Source organism: Paraburkholderia phenoliruptrix (genome assembly GCF_019511605.1).
GTDB lineage: Bacteria > Pseudomonadota > Gammaproteobacteria > Burkholderiales > Burkholderiaceae > Paraburkholderia > Paraburkholderia phenoliruptrix_A.
Genome location: NZ_JAEUAV010000036.1, coordinates 17,867 through 36,001 on the forward strand (window position 1 = coordinate 17,867; position 18,135 = coordinate 36,001).

The 18,135-nt window shown below is 62.1% G+C and carries 14 protein-coding genes; 3 read left to right on the top strand and 11 right to left on the bottom strand.

The window, feature by feature from the left end:
• Positions 1-54 precede the first annotated feature (54 nt).
• From JNB89_RS28980 to JNB89_RS28990, 3 genes are all read left to right on the top strand, one after another.
• The gene (locus tag JNB89_RS28980; RefSeq protein WP_013340915.1) at positions 55-1,185 is read left to right on the top strand and encodes an alginate lyase family protein; all 1,131 of its coding nucleotides are present in this window, start codon (positions 55-57) and stop codon (positions 1,183-1,185) included.
• 26 nt (positions 1,186-1,211) lie between these two features.
• Positions 1,212-2,600, top strand: a complete 1,389-nt coding sequence (locus JNB89_RS28985; RefSeq protein WP_220364475.1) for an L-serine ammonia-lyase — start codon at positions 1,212-1,214, stop codon at positions 2,598-2,600.
• 294 nt (positions 2,601-2,894) lie between these two features.
• Positions 2,895-4,613 (top strand): thiamine pyrophosphate-binding protein, encoded by a 1,719-nt coding sequence (locus tag JNB89_RS28990; protein WP_220364476.1) that lies wholly within the window; start codon positions 2,895-2,897, stop codon positions 4,611-4,613.
• Between the two features lie 6 nt (positions 4,614-4,619).
• Here JNB89_RS28990 and JNB89_RS28995 read toward each other — a convergent pair whose 3' ends face one another.
• From JNB89_RS28995 to JNB89_RS29045, 11 genes are all read right to left on the bottom strand, one after another.
• Positions 4,620-5,000, bottom strand: a complete 381-nt coding sequence (locus JNB89_RS28995; protein ID WP_013590037.1) for a hypothetical protein — start codon at positions 4,998-5,000, stop codon at positions 4,620-4,622.
• A gap of 79 nt (positions 5,001-5,079) precedes the next feature.
• On the bottom strand, positions 5,080-6,237 hold the full coding sequence (locus tag JNB89_RS29000; protein ID WP_220364477.1) for an acyl-CoA dehydrogenase family protein: 1,158 nt from the start codon (positions 6,235-6,237) through the stop codon (positions 5,080-5,082).
• 13 nt (positions 6,238-6,250) lie between these two features.
• Positions 6,251-7,573 (bottom strand): NAD(P)/FAD-dependent oxidoreductase, encoded by a 1,323-nt coding sequence (locus JNB89_RS29005; RefSeq protein ID WP_220364478.1) that lies wholly within the window; start codon positions 7,571-7,573, stop codon positions 6,251-6,253.
• Entirely contained in the window at positions 7,573-8,643 is a 1,071-nt protein-coding gene (locus JNB89_RS29010; protein WP_346656236.1) for a DUF2156 domain-containing protein, read from the bottom strand. Before JNB89_RS29010 ends, JNB89_RS29005 begins: the two co-directional genes overlap by 1 nt.
• Positions 8,597-9,073: a hypothetical protein gene (locus JNB89_RS29015; RefSeq protein WP_220364480.1), complete on the bottom strand. Its 477-nt coding sequence runs from the start codon at positions 9,071-9,073 to the stop codon at positions 8,597-8,599. Before JNB89_RS29015 ends, JNB89_RS29010 begins: the two co-directional genes overlap by 47 nt.
• Before the next feature lie 10 nt (positions 9,074-9,083).
• Entirely contained in the window at positions 9,084-9,887 is an 804-nt protein-coding gene (locus JNB89_RS29020) for a glutathione S-transferase family protein (protein WP_220364481.1), read from the bottom strand.
• A gap of 17 nt (positions 9,888-9,904) precedes the next feature.
• Complete coding sequence (locus JNB89_RS29025) at positions 9,905-10,549, bottom strand: methyltransferase family protein (RefSeq protein WP_220364482.1); 645 nt, start codon at positions 10,547-10,549, stop codon at positions 9,905-9,907.
• Positions 10,550-10,561: 12 nt separating this feature from the next.
• Positions 10,562-11,800, bottom strand: a complete 1,239-nt coding sequence (locus JNB89_RS29030; RefSeq protein ID WP_220364483.1) for a cytochrome P450 — start codon at positions 11,798-11,800, stop codon at positions 10,562-10,564.
• A 25-nt stretch (positions 11,801-11,825) separates the two neighbouring features.
• On the bottom strand, positions 11,826-13,649 hold the full coding sequence (locus tag JNB89_RS29035) for a fatty acyl-AMP ligase (RefSeq protein WP_220364484.1): 1,824 nt from the start codon (positions 13,647-13,649) through the stop codon (positions 11,826-11,828).
• Between the two features lie 38 nt (positions 13,650-13,687).
• Positions 13,688-16,594, bottom strand: a complete 2,907-nt coding sequence (locus tag JNB89_RS29040; protein ID WP_220364485.1) for an aminotransferase class III-fold pyridoxal phosphate-dependent enzyme — start codon at positions 16,592-16,594, stop codon at positions 13,688-13,690.
• Positions 16,595-16,961: 367 nt separating this feature from the next.
• The gene (locus JNB89_RS29045; RefSeq protein WP_013340928.1) at positions 16,962-18,110 is read right to left on the bottom strand and encodes a branched-chain amino acid ABC transporter substrate-binding protein; all 1,149 of its coding nucleotides are present in this window, start codon (positions 18,108-18,110) and stop codon (positions 16,962-16,964) included.
• Between the last annotated feature and the right edge of the window lie 25 nt (positions 18,111-18,135).

An 18,135-nucleotide genomic window follows, 5' to 3' on the forward strand; every position in this document is an offset into this window, starting at 1 on the left:
CACGCCGCAAACGGCTAACATCTCACACCGAATCAGCCCAACGAGGAGTTCCGCATGGTGCGAAAGGTGCGATTGATGCAAGGCCCGGCCGAAGCAACGCGAATCCGTAGGCAGCGGCAGGCTTGTGCATGGCTCATTGCCGGCGCTATGGCCTGGCTGCCGCTGCGGCACGCGCAGGCCGCCATGAATTTCTGTGCGGCCCCCGCGTGGCAAACCAGCGAGCGCACGAACGCCGATCCGGGCGTGAAGGCTTTGGTGAGCAATGTGCAGGCGCATCTGAACGACCCGCCCCATGCGCAGGCCAAACTGCATACGGAAGGCACGCTGCCGCACGAAGGCATTTACGATCAGAGCGTGGAAGCGGAGAAGGACCTCGCGCTGCTGCGCGACGCCGCGCTCGCCTGGCGCGCCACCAGCGACGACCGCTATCTGAAGCTCGTCGACCGCTTGCTTTACGCGTGGGTCACGACCTATCAGCCGAGCTTCAATCCCATCGACGAAACGCATTTCGAAGGCTTGATCCTCGCGTACGACATGACCGCGAGCGCGCTGCCCGTGAAAACGCGCAATGCGTCAATGGCGTTTCTGACGAAACTCGCCAACGGCTATATCGGGCAGATCGACGAGCAGCCACGCCCGCTCAAAGGCAATTACCGCAACAACTGGCAAAGCCACCGCATCAAACTGATCGCAATGGCCGCGTTCACGCTCGATAACCGCAAGATGATCAACGCGGCGCAGCGTCTCTTTGTCGAGCATATCGGCGACAACATCGAGCCGGACGGCTCGACTATCGATTTCGCCGAACGCGACGCGCTGCACTACGTCACGTACGATCTGCAGCCGCTCGTCACGGCCGCGCTCGCGGCGCGTCGTCACAACCGCAACTGGCTGCCAGAGAAAGGGGCGAACGGCGCGTCGCTGCAAGCCGCGCTCAACTGGCTCGCACCCTATGCGTCCGGCAACAAGACGCATGAGGAATTCGTGCATTCGAGCGTGGCATTCGACGCAAAACGCCGTGAAGCCGGCTTACCCGGCTATTCCGGTCAGTGGGATCCGAAGAACGCGGCGGAACTCTTTCATCTCGCGGCGCGCCTCGACGGGCGCTACACGCCAATCGCGCTGCAACTCGCAGCAACGCCGCCCGCATGGCTTGCCGTGTGTTTGCCCATGACGGCGCGCTAAACCAACATCATCAGCAGGAGCAGTAAATGGCAGTCAGTGTGTTCGATCTCTTCAAAATCGGCATTGGTCCGTCAAGCTCGCATACGGTCGGGCCGATGCGCGCGGCGCTGATGTTCGCGCAAGGGCTCGAACGCGACGGGCTGCTGGCGAATACCGCGTCCGTCAAGGTGGATCTGTATGGCTCGCTCGGCGCGACGGGCAAGGGCCACGGCACCGACCGCGGCGTGATGCTCGGCCTGATGGGCGACGCACCCGACACCGTGAACCCCGACACGATCGGCGAGCGCCTTGAAGCGGTGCGCAGCACGCGCAAGCTGGCCTTGCTCGGCACGCATGAGGTGCCGTTCGCGCAGAAAGAACACATTGCGTTCTATCGCCAGGCGCTGCCCGAACACCCGAACGGCCTGAAGCTGCGTGCTTTCGACGCGCAAGGCGAGACGTTGCGCGAGTCGACGTATCTATCCGTGGGCGGCGGCTTCGTGGTGACGGCCGGCGCGCCTAATACCAGGGTGCTCGCGGCCGTGGATCAATTGCCGCATTCTTTTCGCAGCGGCAACGAGTTGCTCGCGCTGTGCGAATCCACCGGCAAAAGCATCGCGCAATTGATGTGGGACAACGAACGCGCGTGGCACACGGAAGAGGAAACACGCGCGGGCCTGCTGAAAATCTGGGACGTGATGCAGTCGTGCGTGGCGCGCGGTTGCGGCATCAATAATCCGGACGCGGACGGCAACTTGCCCGGCCCGTTCCAGGTCAAGCGCCGCGCGCCGCAGTTGTACCGCGCGCTGTCGGGCCACCCGGAACTCGCGCTACGTGATCCGCTTTCCATGGTCGACTGGATCAATCTGTACGCCATTGCCGTCAATGAGGAAAACGCCGCGGGCGGGCGCGTCGTCACCGCGCCGACCAACGGCGCGGCCGGCATCATTCCGGCCGTGCTGCATTACTACACGCGCTTCATGCCCGGCGCGAACGAGCAGGGCGTGATCGACTTCCTGATGACGGCGGCAGCCATCGGCATTCTGTACAAGCTGAACGCCTCGATTTCCGGCGCGGAAGTGGGGTGTCAGGGCGAGGTGGGCGTCGCGTGCTCCATGGCCGCGGGCGCGCTCGCGGCGGTAATGGGCGGCACGCCGAGGCAGGTCGAAAACGCAGCGGAGATCGGCATGGAGCACAACCTCGGGCTCACCTGCGATCCGGTTGGCGGCATGGTGCAGATTCCCTGCATCGAGCGTAATGCGATGGCGTCGGTGAAGGCGGTCAACGCGGCGCGCATGGCATTGCGCGGCGACGGCAGCCATTACGTATCGCTCGATTCCGTGATCAAGACGATGCGCGAAACCGGCGCGGATATGAAGACGAAGTACAAGGAGACGTCGCGCGGCGGCCTGGCGGTCAATATCGTCGAATGCTGACCGGTGTTTGCGCCGTGTTTGTCCGGGGTTTGTCCGGGGTTCGTCCGGCTAAACCGGACATCTATCGGACCACGTGCAGCAACAGGCAAACGCGGGCCCTCGGGCCCGCGTTTTTGTTTGCTCATCGCAACCACCAGCACCTTGCGCGAACTCACATTGCATTGCGCTGCGCCGTGACACTGCGCGCGCTGTCGGCGTAAGCTGTCGGGGCGCCGGTCAGCAGGCATGCTATCGAGCCGGCTATTCATTGCTCTCACCGCACTCATGCACTCATAGCCTGGAGGCTCCATCGCGATGTCGCTGCCGAATGCTCCCGTTTCCGAATCCGCTGTCGCCCAAACGACTGGCGCACGCCTCGTCGTAGATGCTTTGCTCACGCACGGTGTCGAGCGTGTTTTCTGCGTGCCCGGCGAAAGCTTTCTCGCGGTGCTCGATTCGCTGCACGATGAAACCGGACGCATTCAGACAATCGTCTGCCGTCATGAAGCGGCGGCCGCCAACATGGCAGAAGCGGTCGGCAAACTGACCGGCCGCCCGGGCGTGGCGCTCGTCACGCGCGGCCCCGGCGCGACGCATGCGTCCATCGGCGTGCACACCGCGTTCCAGGACTCCACGCCGATGATTCTGCTGATCGGCCAGTGCGCGCGCGAGCATCTCGACCGCGAAGCGTTTCAGGAGATCGACTACCGGCGCATGTTCGGGCAGATGGCAAAGTGGGTGGCGCAAATCGACGATGCGAAGCGCATTCCCGAGTATCTGAGCCACGCGTTTCATACCGCGACTTCGGGGCGGCCCGGGCCCGTGGTGCTTTCCTTGCCTGAAGACGTGCTGAGCGATGCTTGCGCCGCCGTGCCGGGCGCGCCCGCTTATCAACGCGTGGCGGCCTCGCCCTCGGCCGCGCAGATCGACCGGCTGCGTGAGCTGCTCGAACGCGCGCAGCGGCCCATGGTGATCGCGGGCGGCAGCGGCTGGACGGCCGCCGCGTGTGCGGACCTGCAACGCTTCGTCGAAAACTGGCAATTGCCGATCGGCCTCGCATTCCGCTTCCAGGACACTTTGGATAACGAGCACCCGAATTATGCGGGCGATGTCGGCCTCGGCATCAATCCGGCGCTGGCGCAGCGTATTCGCGACGCCGACCTGTTGCTCGCGCTGGGACCGCGTCTGGGCGAGGCCACGACGAACGGCTACACGCTGCTCGACATTCCGAAGACGAAGCAGACGCTCGTTCACGTGCATCAGGGCGCGGAGGAACTGGGGCGTGTGTATGCCGCCGATCTGCCGATCGTCTCCGGCATGCCGGAACTCGCGGCGGCGCTTGCGGGCTTGCAACCTTCAGCAGGTCCGCTCGCATGGGCCGGCGCGGCGCAAGAAGCGCATGGCGCGTATCTCGAATGGCGCAAGCCTCGGCCCATTCCCGGCAACGTGCAAATGGGCGAAGTCATCCAACAGTTGCGCGCGCATCTACCCGACGACGCGATCCTCACCAACGGCGCCGGCAACTACGCGACGTGGCTGCATCGGCACTTTTCGTATCGCCAGTACCGCTCGCAACTTGCGCCGACGAGCGGTGCGATGGGTTACGGCGTGCCCGCAGCGATTGCCGCGAAGTCGCTGTATCCGCAGCGTGCGGTGGTCGCTCTGGCCGGCGACGGCTGCTTCATGATGGCCGCGCAGGAACTTGCCACCGCGATGCAATACGATCTGCACGTGCTTTTCATCGTCGTGAATAACAGTCAGTTCGGCACGATCCGCATGCACCAAGAACGGCATTATCCGCATCGCGTGCATGGCACCGGGCTCACCAATCCGGACTTCGCAGCGTTCGCTCGCTCGTTCGGCGCGCATGGTGAGCTTGTCGAGCGCACTGAAGATTTTCTGCCGGCGCTGCAGCGTTCACTGCAAGCAGAGCGCGCCGCGGTGATCGAGATCCGCATGCCGCAAGAGGCGAGCACGCCGGGCGCGACGCTGGAACAGATTCGCGAGCAAGGGAGAAAGTTGCGCGGAGAGTAGTCGGCCTCACTCGCCAGCACCGGCCCATATGCGTACCGCGGCGCCGCACGCCAGCACGACTACTGCAATGAGATCTATCCAGACGACGCGACGCAAGTACGCATTGACCGGGCCGCCGAGCCATGCGAGGCACAGAAAAGCGCAGACGCTCACGAAAGCGCCGACGAACGCGAGCGGCTGCAACTCAGCATTGAAGGCGGCGTGAAAGACAAACAAGCCAAGCAGCCCAAACAACACCGCGCGATGCCGCATGAGAACTGACAGATTCGGCTCGCCAACCTCGATTCCATAGAGGCTGGCAAGCCGGCGCACGCCCAGCACGCCCGAGAGCGGCAAAAGATGGATTACGGCGGCGAACATCAGCGACGCCGAAACAACTAGCTTCATATAGTCCTCGTCGAATGACTCAGCAGAGCGTGCGGCGGCGAACCGCGTGGATTTCCATACGCGGTGCTCGCCCGATTGCCTAGTTTGCGGCCGCGACTGCCGCCGACGGGCCGCTCGCGCCGGCCTCCAGCCATGCCGCGAGCAGCGGGCGCGCGGCCTTGCGGCTGATGGGATGGAACGCAAGACAGCGACTAATTGCCAATTGCGTCATAAGCTCGCGGTCACGAACGAAGGCAAGGCCGCCTGCGAGCTCCGCTGCCTGCATCGCGCATCGCTCGATAATGCGTTGCACGCCGAAGCGGATCATCAGCACCCGTGCAAGCAGGCTTTCGTTAGGCTCACACGTCTGCATCAGATGAACCGCGCCGTCCAGCGCCGCCTGCGCCGACTCCAGCTCACCGCCAAGCAGCACGCGCTCGGTCTCGTCAACGCCCGTATCAGCCACAACGCGCTCTGCCATGCCGCTCACCGCGCCGAGGTAACTGGCCGATGCAACGATCTCGAACCAGCACAGACCCAACACCTCGGCGGACGCCACGACTTGCGCGGTCTCGTTGTCGCCTTCGGCTGCAAGCAGCACCTGATCCGCTGAGACCCTGACCTTGTCGAAGCGCAGCTCGTGGTTATCAGCGGCGGCGAGCAGCGGCACGCTCCAGAATGGCCGCTGCGTGACGCCCGGCTCGCCAGCGGGAAGAACCGCAAGGCCGGTCCGTTTGCCGCCGTCCGGCGTCTTCACCGCCACCCCCACCGTGATGATGTCCATGCAGCCCGACATCGTACAGGGCTTCTTGCTGCCGTCGATCAGGAAGTCAGCACCGTCTGGCGTCATGTAGACCGTGGAGTCGAGGATGCCAGCTCCGCGCCGTCCTTCAGCGAAAGCGGACGCGACAAGCAGGTCGTCATGCGCGACGTCGCGCAACATTCTCTCGCAGCATGGCACATAGGCCGCAAGTGCGTTACAGAAACTCACCGTGAAATTGTGCATGGTCAGCATGAGCGCCATGGACGGCGCGCGTGCCGCCACGGCGCGCTGCATGCGAATGCCGTCATATGGCGAGATCGCCGCACCGCCTAGCGACGATGGCACCCACAGGCGCGGCAACCGGTACCTTCGGATAAGAGCTCTGATAGCCGCAGGTTCTTTGCCTTCCATGACGAGCAGGCCTTGCTCAGCGAGTTCGCCATCCAATCCTGGCGCGTACTGTTCGAGCACGGCGCGGGAATCTTGCAGAAGCATGAGTTTTCCTTTTCTAGTAGGTGATTCGGCTCGAACGGCGCAGCCATCCGAGGTAAAGAGGCAACAACCGTGCGAGCAGGCGGCGCGGAACGCGAGGCGCACGCGGACAACACCACGGAACCTCGGGCATGGGGCTGAGCCCGGCCAGCGTGCGAGCGAGATCCCGCCCGGCCGACATGGCCAGCGCAATGCCGTGCCCGTTCCACGCTCCGACATGCCAATGGCGGCAGTCCAGGTCGAGCGGCGCGACAATTGGCCAGTCGTTGAGCGTGCATCCGAGTAAGCCATGCCAGCGGGCGTCGAACGGTACCGAGCGAAGAGACGGGAAAAACATCGCTAACTGTTCGCTGAGTTCTTCTGTGCAGCGCGCGGCTAGGGGCGGAGCAATAGCGTTATTGCCAGCGAACCGGTAACTACCCCCAATCAGCAGACGTCCGTCAGCGAGAGGACGCATGAAATTGAAGAGAGGACGCGCATCGAAAATACCTTGCCCATCGGTCCAGCCAATCGAAGCGCGCTCCGCCTCCGAGAGCGGCCGCGTGCGCGCGCCGAACGCAGCGACCGGTATGACGTTGAGCCGCAGCAGACCCAGCTTGCCGATGCCGCTGTCCACCGCCAGGACGACGCGCGACGCCCGAACCGCGCCGCGAGCTGTCACGAGTGCGCTGATGCTGCGCTCGATGCGGATAACGCAAGTGTTTTCGTGAATGCGAACGCCGAGTGCGAGCGCAGCTCGCTTCAGGCCGATGCACAGTCGCGCGGGATTAAGCGTGCTCGCCGGAAACACGAGCGCGTTGCGAATGCGGTGGGCATCCGGTAGCGACGCGCGCACTGCATCAGCCGAAAGCAACGGCAGGTCGAAGCCCAGTGAAGAGAAAATCTGCGCGCGCTTCTCAAGCTGCAATGCGTCGGTGTCCCGCAACGCGACCTGCCACTGGCCCGCGTGGTGCATCTCACAGTCGATGGCGAATTCCGCCACGACCTGCCGCACCAGCTCAACTGCATCGAGCGAATATTGATGCGCCGCTCTTGCGAACTCAGCTCCGAGCGATCTCACCTGCGTTTCTATCGGCGGGCCGATTCGCGGCGCGCACTGGCCCGAATTCAAGCCGCTCTGCCCATATCCGATGCGACCCGCTTCGAGCACTAGTACATCGAGCCGCGGCGCAAGCAGCTTGAGATGCAAGGCCGTGGACAGTCCCGCGAGACCTCCGCCGACGATCGCAACGTCGCAAGCTGTGTCGCCGGGCGCAGCGGCAGTGAGCTCGTCGATTGGACTGTCGAGCCACACGCTTGTATGAGCACCCTGAACGGCTGGCGGAACGACACGCGCCATCAGATGGCCCTCGTCAGACGCAGGAATTGCCACAATCCCCCGAGCGTGCCGCCTCGCTCGAACGCCACGTACTCAGGCTGAACCAGGTCCGGTGCCCACTTGAGTTTGTATTGCAGTTGCGCCTGCGCGGGGTAGATAAAGCTGCCGTGCTGAGCCAGTTGCTGGAAGGCCCACGCCGTCATTCGGCTGAATGCTGGCAACTCATGCGCGGGATTCAGCGACGTCAGCGGCGTAAAACCAAAGTTCAGCATGCGGGCGCCTTCGGCGATAAAGCGCTCGACGGCCGTTACGTTGATCAGTTCCATCACCCCGCTCGGGGCGTCGGGCTTGCGACGGCTGAGGTCGTGCATCCAGCCCGCGTGCTGACCGAAGCTCGCGGTATAGAGCACATATGCAACCGGTGTGTCGTTCAGCATGGCCACCAATATCCGCTTGCAGGACCGGTCGAAGTCTGCAGGAGCACCTACCTCGCCTATCAGGAACGCCAGCTCTTTCGCGCCTTTTTCGCCGATCCATTCGCGGTCGATAGTTGCGATGGCGTCCCACATAGGGGCCGTGGCCGACAGGTCGGCACCGAGTTCGAGCACGCGCACGCCGCTGCGGCGGGCGCGGGAAATCTTGTTGCGGAGCTTGATGAACGGCGTGCCCGAAAGCTTGAATTGCTCGAGCGTCACGCTATACGAAGCGCCGATCTGATTAACGCTGAACCCGCGGCTCACAAACAGCTCCGCGTCGCCGCGCAGCAACTGCACCGCGACAACTTTGCGGCGCTCACGGCACGCCCATTGCAAAAACCGATCGAGCAATGCGGCGCGCTTGTCGGGTGCCGCGGTAATCCCCGCGACCATCACCACGTGCGCCCGCCCCGCGAACCGATAGGCGATCATGCCGCCGATATCCGGCACTTGAAATCGTAAGGTGTGCCGGTTCAATGCCAGAAGTGCGGATGGATGATCAGCGTATGCCCGCAGCGTGTTCAACGCTCCTGCAGGCGTGGTAGCCACTGACGTGGTCACACAAAGCTCAGGCTGCATCTGCGCCTCCTCTCTCGTGCGCGACACTTTGTGCATAGCTTGTCTTGAATGCCGCGAAGTCCGGATGCAACGCAGGCTCGAAACTCAGCCCGAACGGCTTCAGGAAATTGCCAAATATCGCCCGGTCGCCGCACAGGTGAATGGGAATGGCCAGCAGGGCCCATTCGGGCTCGACAAACCAGGCCCACGCCGCTGCGACGAAAATCCCTGATAAAGCGCTGTGCGCAACGTTGTACAGAACATAAAAACGACGCGCGATTCTTCTTCCATACTGACGCCGGTGTGCGACGGCGCCTGGCAGATAACCGATCAAATCGATATATAGAAACAGGAACGCGAACGCCCACCAGCGAATCTGTGTCCAGTGCGCGACGAGCAACCCGACGCATATGGTGAGCGCGGCCAGGTACTCGAGGCGGATCAGTCTGTACGTAACCGGCGTCTCAAAGAGGTTGTGGTGATCCATCGGTTCCTCGTCAGGCCGTCTGCTGCACTAGCGCCGCTAACTTGTGATGTGCCGCGATCACCAACTGCGTCAGCAGACTCTGCGAGTTTGCATCCACGTACCGTACGAACGACGCCTGCATGGAGGGCCTTGCGAGCATCCGCAGATACCACGCGCGGACGTTCGGCACTTCCTCAAAAGTCATCATGTCACTCAGTCCCACGTGTTCGGCGCGCATGACATAGGGCAGGGCCGCAAAGTCAGCAAGACTGCATGTGGGGCCGGCGAGCCATGCGTGTGCGTCGCCGAGTTGCGCCTCCATGCGCCTGAAGAACGCGCGATACTGGCCAACACAGTGCTTCAGATCCGGTGCGTCGAGACCATGCTCGAGCACGCTCGTGCGCCAGGCACGAACCTTCGAATCGGGGATCGCCTCCAGCAAAGCGCTCACGACCTCATGTGGCTGCTCGAGCAGCAAAGGCCGCGCGAGCACGGCATACGTCACCACACCTGACGCATGATGCAATTCGCGCTCTATCCACTGATTCCATTGGCGCGCCACATAGCGATCCGGTGCGGCGGCAGGCATTAGCGGATGCTGTGCAAAAGCCTCGTCGAGGTACTCGCAGATGAACCACGAGTCAGTCAGCACGCGTCCGTCGTGCTCGAGGACGGGAACCTCGGCGCGGGCGTTGAGTTGGAGAAAGTCCGCCGAAAGATGCTCCCCCGCAAGGAGATCGATGAGTCTGTCGTTCCATTCCAGCTGCTTTTCGGCAAGCGCGAGCCGGACCTTTTGTGAAGCAACTGAAAACGGCGAGTGATGAAGTGTCAGCACGGTGTATCTCTCCGAAATTACCAGACGAGTGGAAGGAGGCGTTTTACGCGGCGGCTATAGCTGAGGTACTCGTCGCCGAAGGTCTGCAGCATCAGTTGTTCTTCGTACCCGATGCGCCTCACGAATGCGACCAGCAGAAGGAAGCCAGCCAGCGCCGCGGCAAGCGGGGCGTGCATGCCAAGAAGAATTCCGACGTAGAGGAACCACGCTCCGGTGTAGCCCGGATGACGCATCAGACGATAAGGTCCGCTCGATACGACCTGCTGTCCGCTCTGGACCCGAACGTGCCAGGTGAAAAACCGTCCCAAGGCCGCCACAGCCCATCCGCGCAGCAACGCCCCGGCAATCGCGACGCCAAACGCGCCAACCGCGAACGCGTCCCATGACATGCTCTCGGGGTAGCGCAGTGTCAAAGACTCGACCATGCCCGCGAGCAGGGTTAGGTAGACCGTCCACACGAGCTGCTTCGCCGTGCCTCGATCTTCGGGCGGCGCATCATGATCGAGTGGGCTATACGCTGGCTGCGTCAGCGAGGCGAGCATGCCTGCCAGGGCGACCGCCCAGAGTTTCGACGAGAGAAGCGCCTGCGGCTGAAGCAGCAAGGCCGGCAGCGCGAAGATCAACGCGACGGCGGCGAGACCGGTGAGAAACTTGCGGATCATGTCGGGCTCCTCTTACGCTGTAGCCGGCAGCGTTTGCAGTCCACGGAATACCACCGTGCCCGGCAGCCAGCGCGGCTCCTCGATATCTGGCTGGAGGTTTGGCAGATGCTCAAAAATGGCTCGAAGAGCTACCTCGGCCTCTACTTGCCCCAGGTGCGCACCGAGGCAGAAATGTGGGCCGCCGCCAAAAGAGAGCGGGTGGTTGCTCGTGCGTGTGACGTCGAAGCGCTCAGCGTCTGGCCACGCCGCTGCGTCGCGGTTGGCCGACGCGAGAATGCAAAGGATCGTCTCGCCGGATTGGATGGACGCCCCGGCGACCTCGACGTCTTCGCGAGCCTGCCGGGGCGTCATCTGAACGGCAGAGTCGTAGCGCACCATCTCGCTTACGGCGCGAGGCAGCAGCGTCAGGTCGTTCCGGAGCGCATGCAGTTGCTCAGGGTTGCGGTAGAGCGCGAGAAGACCGTTGCCAATTGTGTTCACCGTGGTTTCCTGGCCGCCCACGAACATCATCCGCAGGTTGTCCACGGCCTCGGCTCGTGTGATCAAACCGGCGGTTTCGGCCGCGGCAAGTTGAGAGGTGAGGTCATCGCCCGGGTGCTGTCGGCGCAGTTCGAGCAGCCATTCAAAATATTGGCGAGCCTCGTTGACTGCTTCGTTCTGCTCGAACATCTCAAGCGGGCTCAAGGGCGCAGGCTCCAAGGCGCGCGAACCGTTGGCCTTGCGCTGGCAGAACTTCTGCCAGTCTTCTTTCGGAACGCCGATCATGTGACAGATCACTGCACTAGGAAGCGGAAAGGCGAGATCGAGCATCACGTCGAAGGTGGGTTTCTTACGTGCCGCTTCGATGAGCTCGTACATGACCGACAACATGAACGGACGCATCGCCTCGATCCGTCGAGGCAAAAAGGACCGCGCCACGACTTCGCGCAGGCGCAGATGATCGCGGCCGTCTTTCATCACCATCATGTTGCGCGCGGACGAATACACCGGCTGGTCAACGATGCCCGCGCCGAGACGGTGTGCGAGATTTTCGAAGTAGAAATAGCCGCGGCCGAAACGGGCGTCCTTCAGCATGAACGCTACCTCGGCATACCTGCTCGCTATCCATACGCCGTGTGGCGACCGGTACATCGGCGCGTGCTCGCGCAGTTGCGCATAGACGCGGTAGGGATCGCGCACATGAGCGGGATGGGGGACGAGCGGGTCGAACGCCGGCGCGAAGGCAGCCGGTTGCATCAGGGACATAGACATCAAAACCTCCTTTTGAAGCGACGCTTCAGGCGGCGACTGTGGCCGTGGTATGGGTCGGGCCAGCGGCGTTTTCGCCTGTAAATGCCGCGTTAATCCATTGCGACACCACTTGCAGACGGCCCTCCAGAAACTGCTGACGGCAAGGCCGGCGCGACAGCTTGCCGCTCGTCGTTTTTGGAATGCTTCCATTAGCGATCAGCACAACCGCATAGGGTTGGATGCCGTGATGCGTATAGATCGCGCCGCGCATGCAGGAGATGATCTCGTCGGCGCGCAGTTCGTCGCGGCGGCCCACCTCCTGCACGAACACCAGTTGTTCGTCGTTGCGGACGCCGACGCTAAACGCGATTCCACAGCCTGGACGGACCGCATCGTGGCACTCGTCGACGGTATGTTCGATGTCGTGCGGATAATGATTGACGCCGCGAATGATGATCAAGTCCTTGAGCCGCCCGCTCACGTACAGTTGTCCTTCGTCCATGAACCCCAGGTCGCCGGTACGCAGATAGGCTTCGGAACGACCGGCAAGGCGTGTGTTGAACGCAGCGGCTGTCTCTTCTTCGCGTTGCCAGTAGCCAGCCGTCACCGACGCGCCCGCCACCCATATCTCGCCGACGCGACCCGCGGGAAGCTCCTGCCTGCTCTCCACCGCGACAATCCGCACGTCGAGGTCTATAGCCGTCTGGCCGCAACTCACGAATTCGCTTGCGGGCACGCCGGCACCCGATGGTTCACAGGCAATCGCGCGTCCTTCGTTTGCATAGGCAACGCTATCCACCCATTTGGTGCGAGGCGCTTCGTCGCGCCGCTTGCCGGTGACAAAAAGGGTGGTCTCGGCCATGCCGTAACACGGATAGAAAGCATGCCGGTTGAATCCGCATTGACCGAAGCGCGCAGCGAAACGTGTCAGCGTGTCGGCTCGCACGGGCTCCGCGCCCGAATAAGCGAGCTGCCAACAAGAGAGGTCGAACTCGTGCAAAGCCTCGTCCGGCACCTTGTCGATACACAACTCGTACGCGAAGTTCGGCGCGCCGCTCACGGTGCAACGCCGCTTCGAAAGTTCTCTGAACCAACGCTCGGGACGCCGCAGGAACGCCGCAGGCGCCATGAAACTGACCGTCACGCCGGCGCAGAAGGAACCCAGCAGCGCGCCAATGAGCCCCATGTCGTGATAAGGCGGCAGCCACGTCAGGTGATGATCGCCGGGCCTGAACTGGAGATGCAGCGCGATCAGATAAACGTTATGGAGCAGGTTACGGTGCGTGAGCACGACGCCCTTCGGCGTGCCGGTGGAGCCAGACGTGTACTGCAGAATGGCAATATGTTCGCGAGATACAAACGGATCGCACCATTCGCCTTCGAGGTGATCGAGCGCGCCGTCGGATGCAAGCCAACGCAGCGTAGGCAGCGCATTCACCGCTTCGCCGCATTGCGTGAGGGTTGCCGCAGTGGTCAGTGCGGCAGTTGCACCGCAATCCGCGGCAACCGAGCACAAACGGTCACGCAGACGCGGATTGAGCGGTGGATAGGAGGGCACCGCAATCATGCCTGCATAGAGGCAACCAAACAGCGCGCACAGGTAATCAAGCCCCGCCGGGTAGAGCAACAGCACGCGGTCGCCGATCTTGCCGGTCATTTGAAGCAGTGCGGCGATGCGACGGGCCCTCGCGTCGAGTTGCGCGTAGGTGATTCCACGGTCCTGCGGTTCGGCAAACGAGAAGTCGACGAAGGTGAACGGCGTGGCTGACGGTGCGATATGTGCATAGTCACGAGCCACATCCACGAGACTCGAACTTTTGTAGGGGCTTGCTGGAACCAATAGTTCGAGTGGGGCGAGTTGAATACTCATAAAGAATCCACGGAAATCAGGGCGGTGGGCAGGAAGGCTCAGGCGAGCTCGACTATGCTGTCGAATGCTGGCTCGCGCGTGCACTGCATGTATCGTTGCAATACGGAATCGGCGAGCGGGCGGCCAAAACTCTGTAGACCTGCGAGCGAGAAACCATGCTTCCTGGCCAGCTCCTGTTGGCGCGCGATCTCCACGATGCTCAAGGTGCTGCCGATACTTACGTTCTCGAACCGTCCTTCGAGTGCAAGCAATATCGTCTCTGCCATGCAGGCGTAGGAAGTACCTGGAGCTATCCCATAAGGACCAATTCGCGGTGCACCTGGCAGAGCGATGATCCCGCCGTCGATGACGAGAATGTCGTCACGACCTTCCGCGATCGATGCAGGAATTGAGCGAGGTCTCGATATGTCGCAAACAACTGCACCCGAACTGAGTGCATCGGCGGGAACGACTTCGCCCGGAAAACTGGTCGCAGCAAGCACCACATTCGCGCCACGCAACGACGAGATATCTGCGCTCAGCACGAGCACGCCGTCTGCCTCCATCTGTGCGATGACCGAGTCAGCGTTCGCAGGGCGAGAGCCCCTCACTGCGTTGACGATGTGTGCGGCGACGGAGCCGTCATGAGCGGCGCCGAACGGCGCGGCGAGGGCGTCCTCGATAATCATCCGGGCAGTGCCCAAAAGGCGCTCGCGGCCGATTGCCCTCGTATGAGCCGGATTGCCGATGAGAATAATCCGTTGCGCGCGCCGCGAAAGCAAAACTGCCATACACGCGCCGATCGCACCAGCTGCGCCGACGACCGCAGCCGTGCGGGTATCCCAGCGTTGTCCGATACGCACGATGACATCGTCTAGCGCCTCGATGCCAGCGGCAACGGTGTAGGAGTTGCCCGATGTCAACGGCACCTCCGAGTTGAGCAACTGGGCGCCCCCTCCGCTCACGACAGACGTGTAGGCACCGAGCCCGACAATCTGTGCACCCCGCGCGTGAGCGAGCGCGACGGCCTGTTGCAGCGCCACGACTGCATCGCGTTGCGAGAGTCGCCTCAGTTGAGCGGCGGTGTGGCTGATCATGATGAAGTCACCACGCGCATGCGCTCCGGTAGCGGAGCGGATATCGACAGTGGAGCCGACTACCGGATCGACCATGCCGTCCATGCTTTGCTCGAACTCGGCGAGCTCCTCTGCATCGAGCCCTCGCAGGCTGATGTCATAGTCTGCGTAGCTTTGGGCGTCGAGCGGATGGAGCAGAAATGCGAAGCGATGCGTGTCCGGAGGCACCGACACGTGCGGCGAGGTTTTGACCGCTGCGGTGGAAGTACGCTCCAGCGCCGCGTTTACTGTCTCGACGGCTTGCGTTGACGGAGCTTCGCGCCGCAGCAGCGCGCGATAGAAAAGTCCGGTGTCGCGTGTCGACAGGACGCGAAGCGTTCGATCGAGCGCCTCGACGGCCATGTCGCACTGCTCTCGCGTAACAGTGAGCGGCGGCTGCACCCGCAACACGTCACCACGGTTGAGCGTCGGCGCGAAGCGGATTCGCTCGACGTTAAGCAGATAGCTGGCGACAAACTGTGCGAGCTCGCCTTCCTGCGCCGCGATGCCAAGGAAGTTCTCCGGCCAGCCGCTGCGGTCGGAACTGAAGCGAATACCGAGCATCAGGCCGCGGCCGCGAATTTCCTCTATTAGAAGCGGATAGCGCTCACGCAGCGCTTCAAGCCCTTGCTTCAGATAGGCGCCCTGTTCGCGGATCTGTTGCAATAGCTCGCCCTGGTTGCGCGCGAGGCGTTCTATCGTGGCAAGGCCTACACGTGCGGCTAAAGCATTCCCGGCAAAGGTCGATGAGTGCTTCAATGCAAATTTTTCGCGGTACACCGCCTCGCTGCATAGCACGGCGCCGACGGGCACCAGGCCGCCGCCTAGCGCTTTGGAAAGCAGAAGAATGTCCGGACGCACGCCTTCATAGTCGCAGGCGAACATAGCGCCGGTTCGTCCCAGCCCCGTCTGCACCTCGTCGACAATCAATACAACGCCGTGCCGTCGGCATATTGCTTCGACCTGCGCGAGGTAACCTTTAGGTGGAACGCAAACGCCGCCCTCCCCCTGGATTGGCTCGACAATGAAAGCTGCGTACTGCTGCGCAAGCGCTGTGAGGTGCTCGTCGAGCCTGGCTGCGTCACCGTATTCGATGTGATCGAAGCCGGCGAGGGGCAAGCCGAAGTGCGTCTGATAATCAGGCTTGCCGGTTGCCGATAAAGCCCCGAACGTCTTGCCATGAAACGCGTTGTGCGTGGCGAGGATGCGCAGGCGACCGGTCGCGAGTCGTGCCATCTTCAGCGCCGCTTCGACGCATTCGGCGCCGCTGTTGGTGAACGTCACATACCGGAGGCCGGCTGGCGCCAGTTCTATCAAGCGCGCTGCAAGACGCCCTGCAGCCGGCAACAGTGAGGGCTGCGCAAAGACCGGCTCGCCGTCGTCGTGCAGAGCTTTCACGGCCTGCCATATCTCGTCCGGATGATGGCCGAACGGCACGGCTCCGTATTGCGCCAGAAAGTCGAGGTACTGCACGCCGTCCTCATCGTAAAGAAAAGGCCCATGCGCACGAACGAAAGAGCGGTCGATCTTCAGTTGCTGAAGCTTTCCGGCAAGCCAGGGGTTAACAAACGATTGATATAGACTTGCTTCGGCGACATCGCCTTGCCGATGCTCGCGCATGGTTGCGAGCGCATCGACGAGATCGTCTGAGGTGGAAATAAGCGTCAACAGATCTGCAGGAATAGAAACAGCGAACCGGCGTTCCAACGCGCAAATGAGATCCACGCCAGTGAGAGAGTCAATTCCGAGATCGGCCAGACTTGTGTTCGCACCGTCCCATTGGCTCTGAAAATTTGAACGGGTGTATTCCATCAGCCATGCAGTGACTTCTCTTGTGTTTGTATTCGACATTCAGGCCGCCCTTTTTTATATGGTCGGAACGCGCCCGGCGCACAAGTGCGCGGCGCCTTCATCCCTTCAGGAACTCGATTTTTTTGCGTAGTCGTACTAAGTTTTTTCTGCGCTGTGACTGTGAATCGAAGGGCCAGCATAACCGCAGTGGCCACTAGGAATACATCAGACGGCTTGACGAAGATCAGCCAATTGAGAACTCTGCAAGACTTGATGCAGGAAATGGAATGAACGGAGATGAATGCGCGGGATTCAACAGAAACAAAAAAACCCCGCAAGCTCATGCGCTCACGGGGTTTTCCAGCAACTTGCCACGACCCGCCGCTCCATTCTGACGCGGCGAGGCGTTACTTCAGATTTCGGAGACTTACTTGCCGCCCACGCTTTGCAGCGTCGTCCACTTGCCGTCGACAACCTTGTACAGCGTGATGCCGCCGTTCTTCAGGTCGCCCTTGGCGTCGTACGAGAGGTTCGACGACGTCACAGCCGGCATCGACGTCTTCGCGAGTTCCGGCAGGTATTTCGCCGGATCGGTCGAGTTCGCCTTCTTCATTGCTGCGAACATCGCCATTGCGCCGTCGTAAGCGTACGGCGAGTACGTTTGCACGTCCTCGTTAAACCGCTTCTTGTACTTCGCAACGTAGTCCTTGCCGCCCGGCATTTCTTCCAGCGGCAGGCCGGCGAGTGAAGCCACCGTGCCGTTCGCTGCGTCGCCTGCAATCTTGATGAAGGTCGGCGTGTGAACCATTTCGCCGCCCATCAGCGGCGCCTTGATGCCAAGCGCCTTCATCTGCTTGGCCATCGGCGCTGCTTGCGAATCCGCGCCGCCGTAGTAGATCAGATCCGGATTGACCGACTTCACCTTGGTCAGAATCGACTTGAAGTCCACAGCCTTGTCGTTCGTGAATTCACGATCGACGATCGTGCCGCCCGCCGCCTTCGCTGCCTTTTCGAACTGGTCGGCGAGACCCTGGCCGTATGCCGTGCGGTCGTCGATGATCACGATCTTCTTCACGCCCAGCGTCTTGACCGCGAACGCGCCGGCAACCGAACCTTGCTGCGTGTCGGACGTCATCATGCGGAACGTGGTCTTGAAACCTTGTTGCGTGTATTCCGGCGCCGTCGCCATTGCGATTTCGGGAATGCCCGCGTTCGCGTAAATGCGCGATGCCGGAATGGTCGTGCCCGAGTTGAAGTGGCCGAGCATGCCCTTGATGCCGTCGTCCACGAGCTTCTGCGCGACGGTCGTGCCGGTGCGCGGGTCAGCCTGGTCGTCGGCCGAGTCGAGCACGAAGCGAACCGGCTTGCCGCCGATCACCGGCTTCGTCGCGTTCATTTCTTCCACTGCGAGCGTGATGCCGTTCTGGAAGTCCTTGCCGTAGTGAGCCTGTGCGCCCGTCATCGGACCGGCAAAACCGATCTTCACGTCTTCCGTGGATTGAGCGTTGGCCGTCCCCGCCAGCGACATCGCCGCAACCAATGCTGCGCCTGCCAGCTGTTTCATCTTGTGTTGCATATCTTCTCCTTGGTACCAGGTGTGG

What these genes read in the sequence shown, in the direction of transcription:
- JNB89_RS28980 (WP_013340915.1), top strand. Translation starts at nt 55, where the DNA reads ATGGTGCGAAAGGTGCGATTGATGCAAGGCCCGGCCGAAGCAACGCGA.
- JNB89_RS28985 (WP_220364475.1), top strand. Translation starts at nt 1,212, where the DNA reads ATGGCAGTCAGTGTGTTCGATCTCTTCAAAATCGGCATTGGTCCGTCA.
- JNB89_RS28990 (WP_220364476.1), top strand. Translation starts at nt 2,895, where the DNA reads ATGTCGCTGCCGAATGCTCCCGTTTCCGAATCCGCTGTCGCCCAAACG.
- JNB89_RS28995 (WP_013590037.1), bottom strand. Translation starts at nt 5,000, where the DNA reads ATGAAGCTAGTTGTTTCGGCGTCGCTGATGTTCGCCGCCGTAATCCAT.
- JNB89_RS29000 (WP_220364477.1), bottom strand. Translation starts at nt 6,237, where the DNA reads ATGCTTCTGCAAGATTCCCGCGCCGTGCTCGAACAGTACGCGCCAGGA.
- JNB89_RS29005 (WP_220364478.1), bottom strand. Translation starts at nt 7,573, where the DNA reads ATGGCGCGTGTCGTTCCGCCAGCCGTTCAGGGTGCTCATACAAGCGTG.
- JNB89_RS29010 (WP_346656236.1), bottom strand. Translation starts at nt 8,643, where the DNA reads ATGCACAAAGTGTCGCGCACGAGAGAGGAGGCGCAGATGCAGCCTGAG.
- JNB89_RS29015 (WP_220364480.1), bottom strand. Translation starts at nt 9,073, where the DNA reads ATGGATCACCACAACCTCTTTGAGACGCCGGTTACGTACAGACTGATC.
- JNB89_RS29025 (WP_220364482.1), bottom strand. Translation starts at nt 10,549, where the DNA reads ATGATCCGCAAGTTTCTCACCGGTCTCGCCGCCGTCGCGTTGATCTTC.
- JNB89_RS29030 (WP_220364483.1), bottom strand. Translation starts at nt 11,800, where the DNA reads ATGTCTATGTCCCTGATGCAACCGGCTGCCTTCGCGCCGGCGTTCGAC.
- JNB89_RS29035 (WP_220364484.1), bottom strand. Translation starts at nt 13,649, where the DNA reads ATGAGTATTCAACTCGCCCCACTCGAACTATTGGTTCCAGCAAGCCCC.
- JNB89_RS29040 (WP_220364485.1), bottom strand. Translation starts at nt 16,594, where the DNA reads ATGTCGAATACAAACACAAGAGAAGTCACTGCATGGCTGATGGAATAC.
- JNB89_RS29045 (WP_013340928.1), bottom strand. Translation starts at nt 18,110, where the DNA reads ATGCAACACAAGATGAAACAGCTGGCAGGCGCAGCATTGGTTGCGGCG.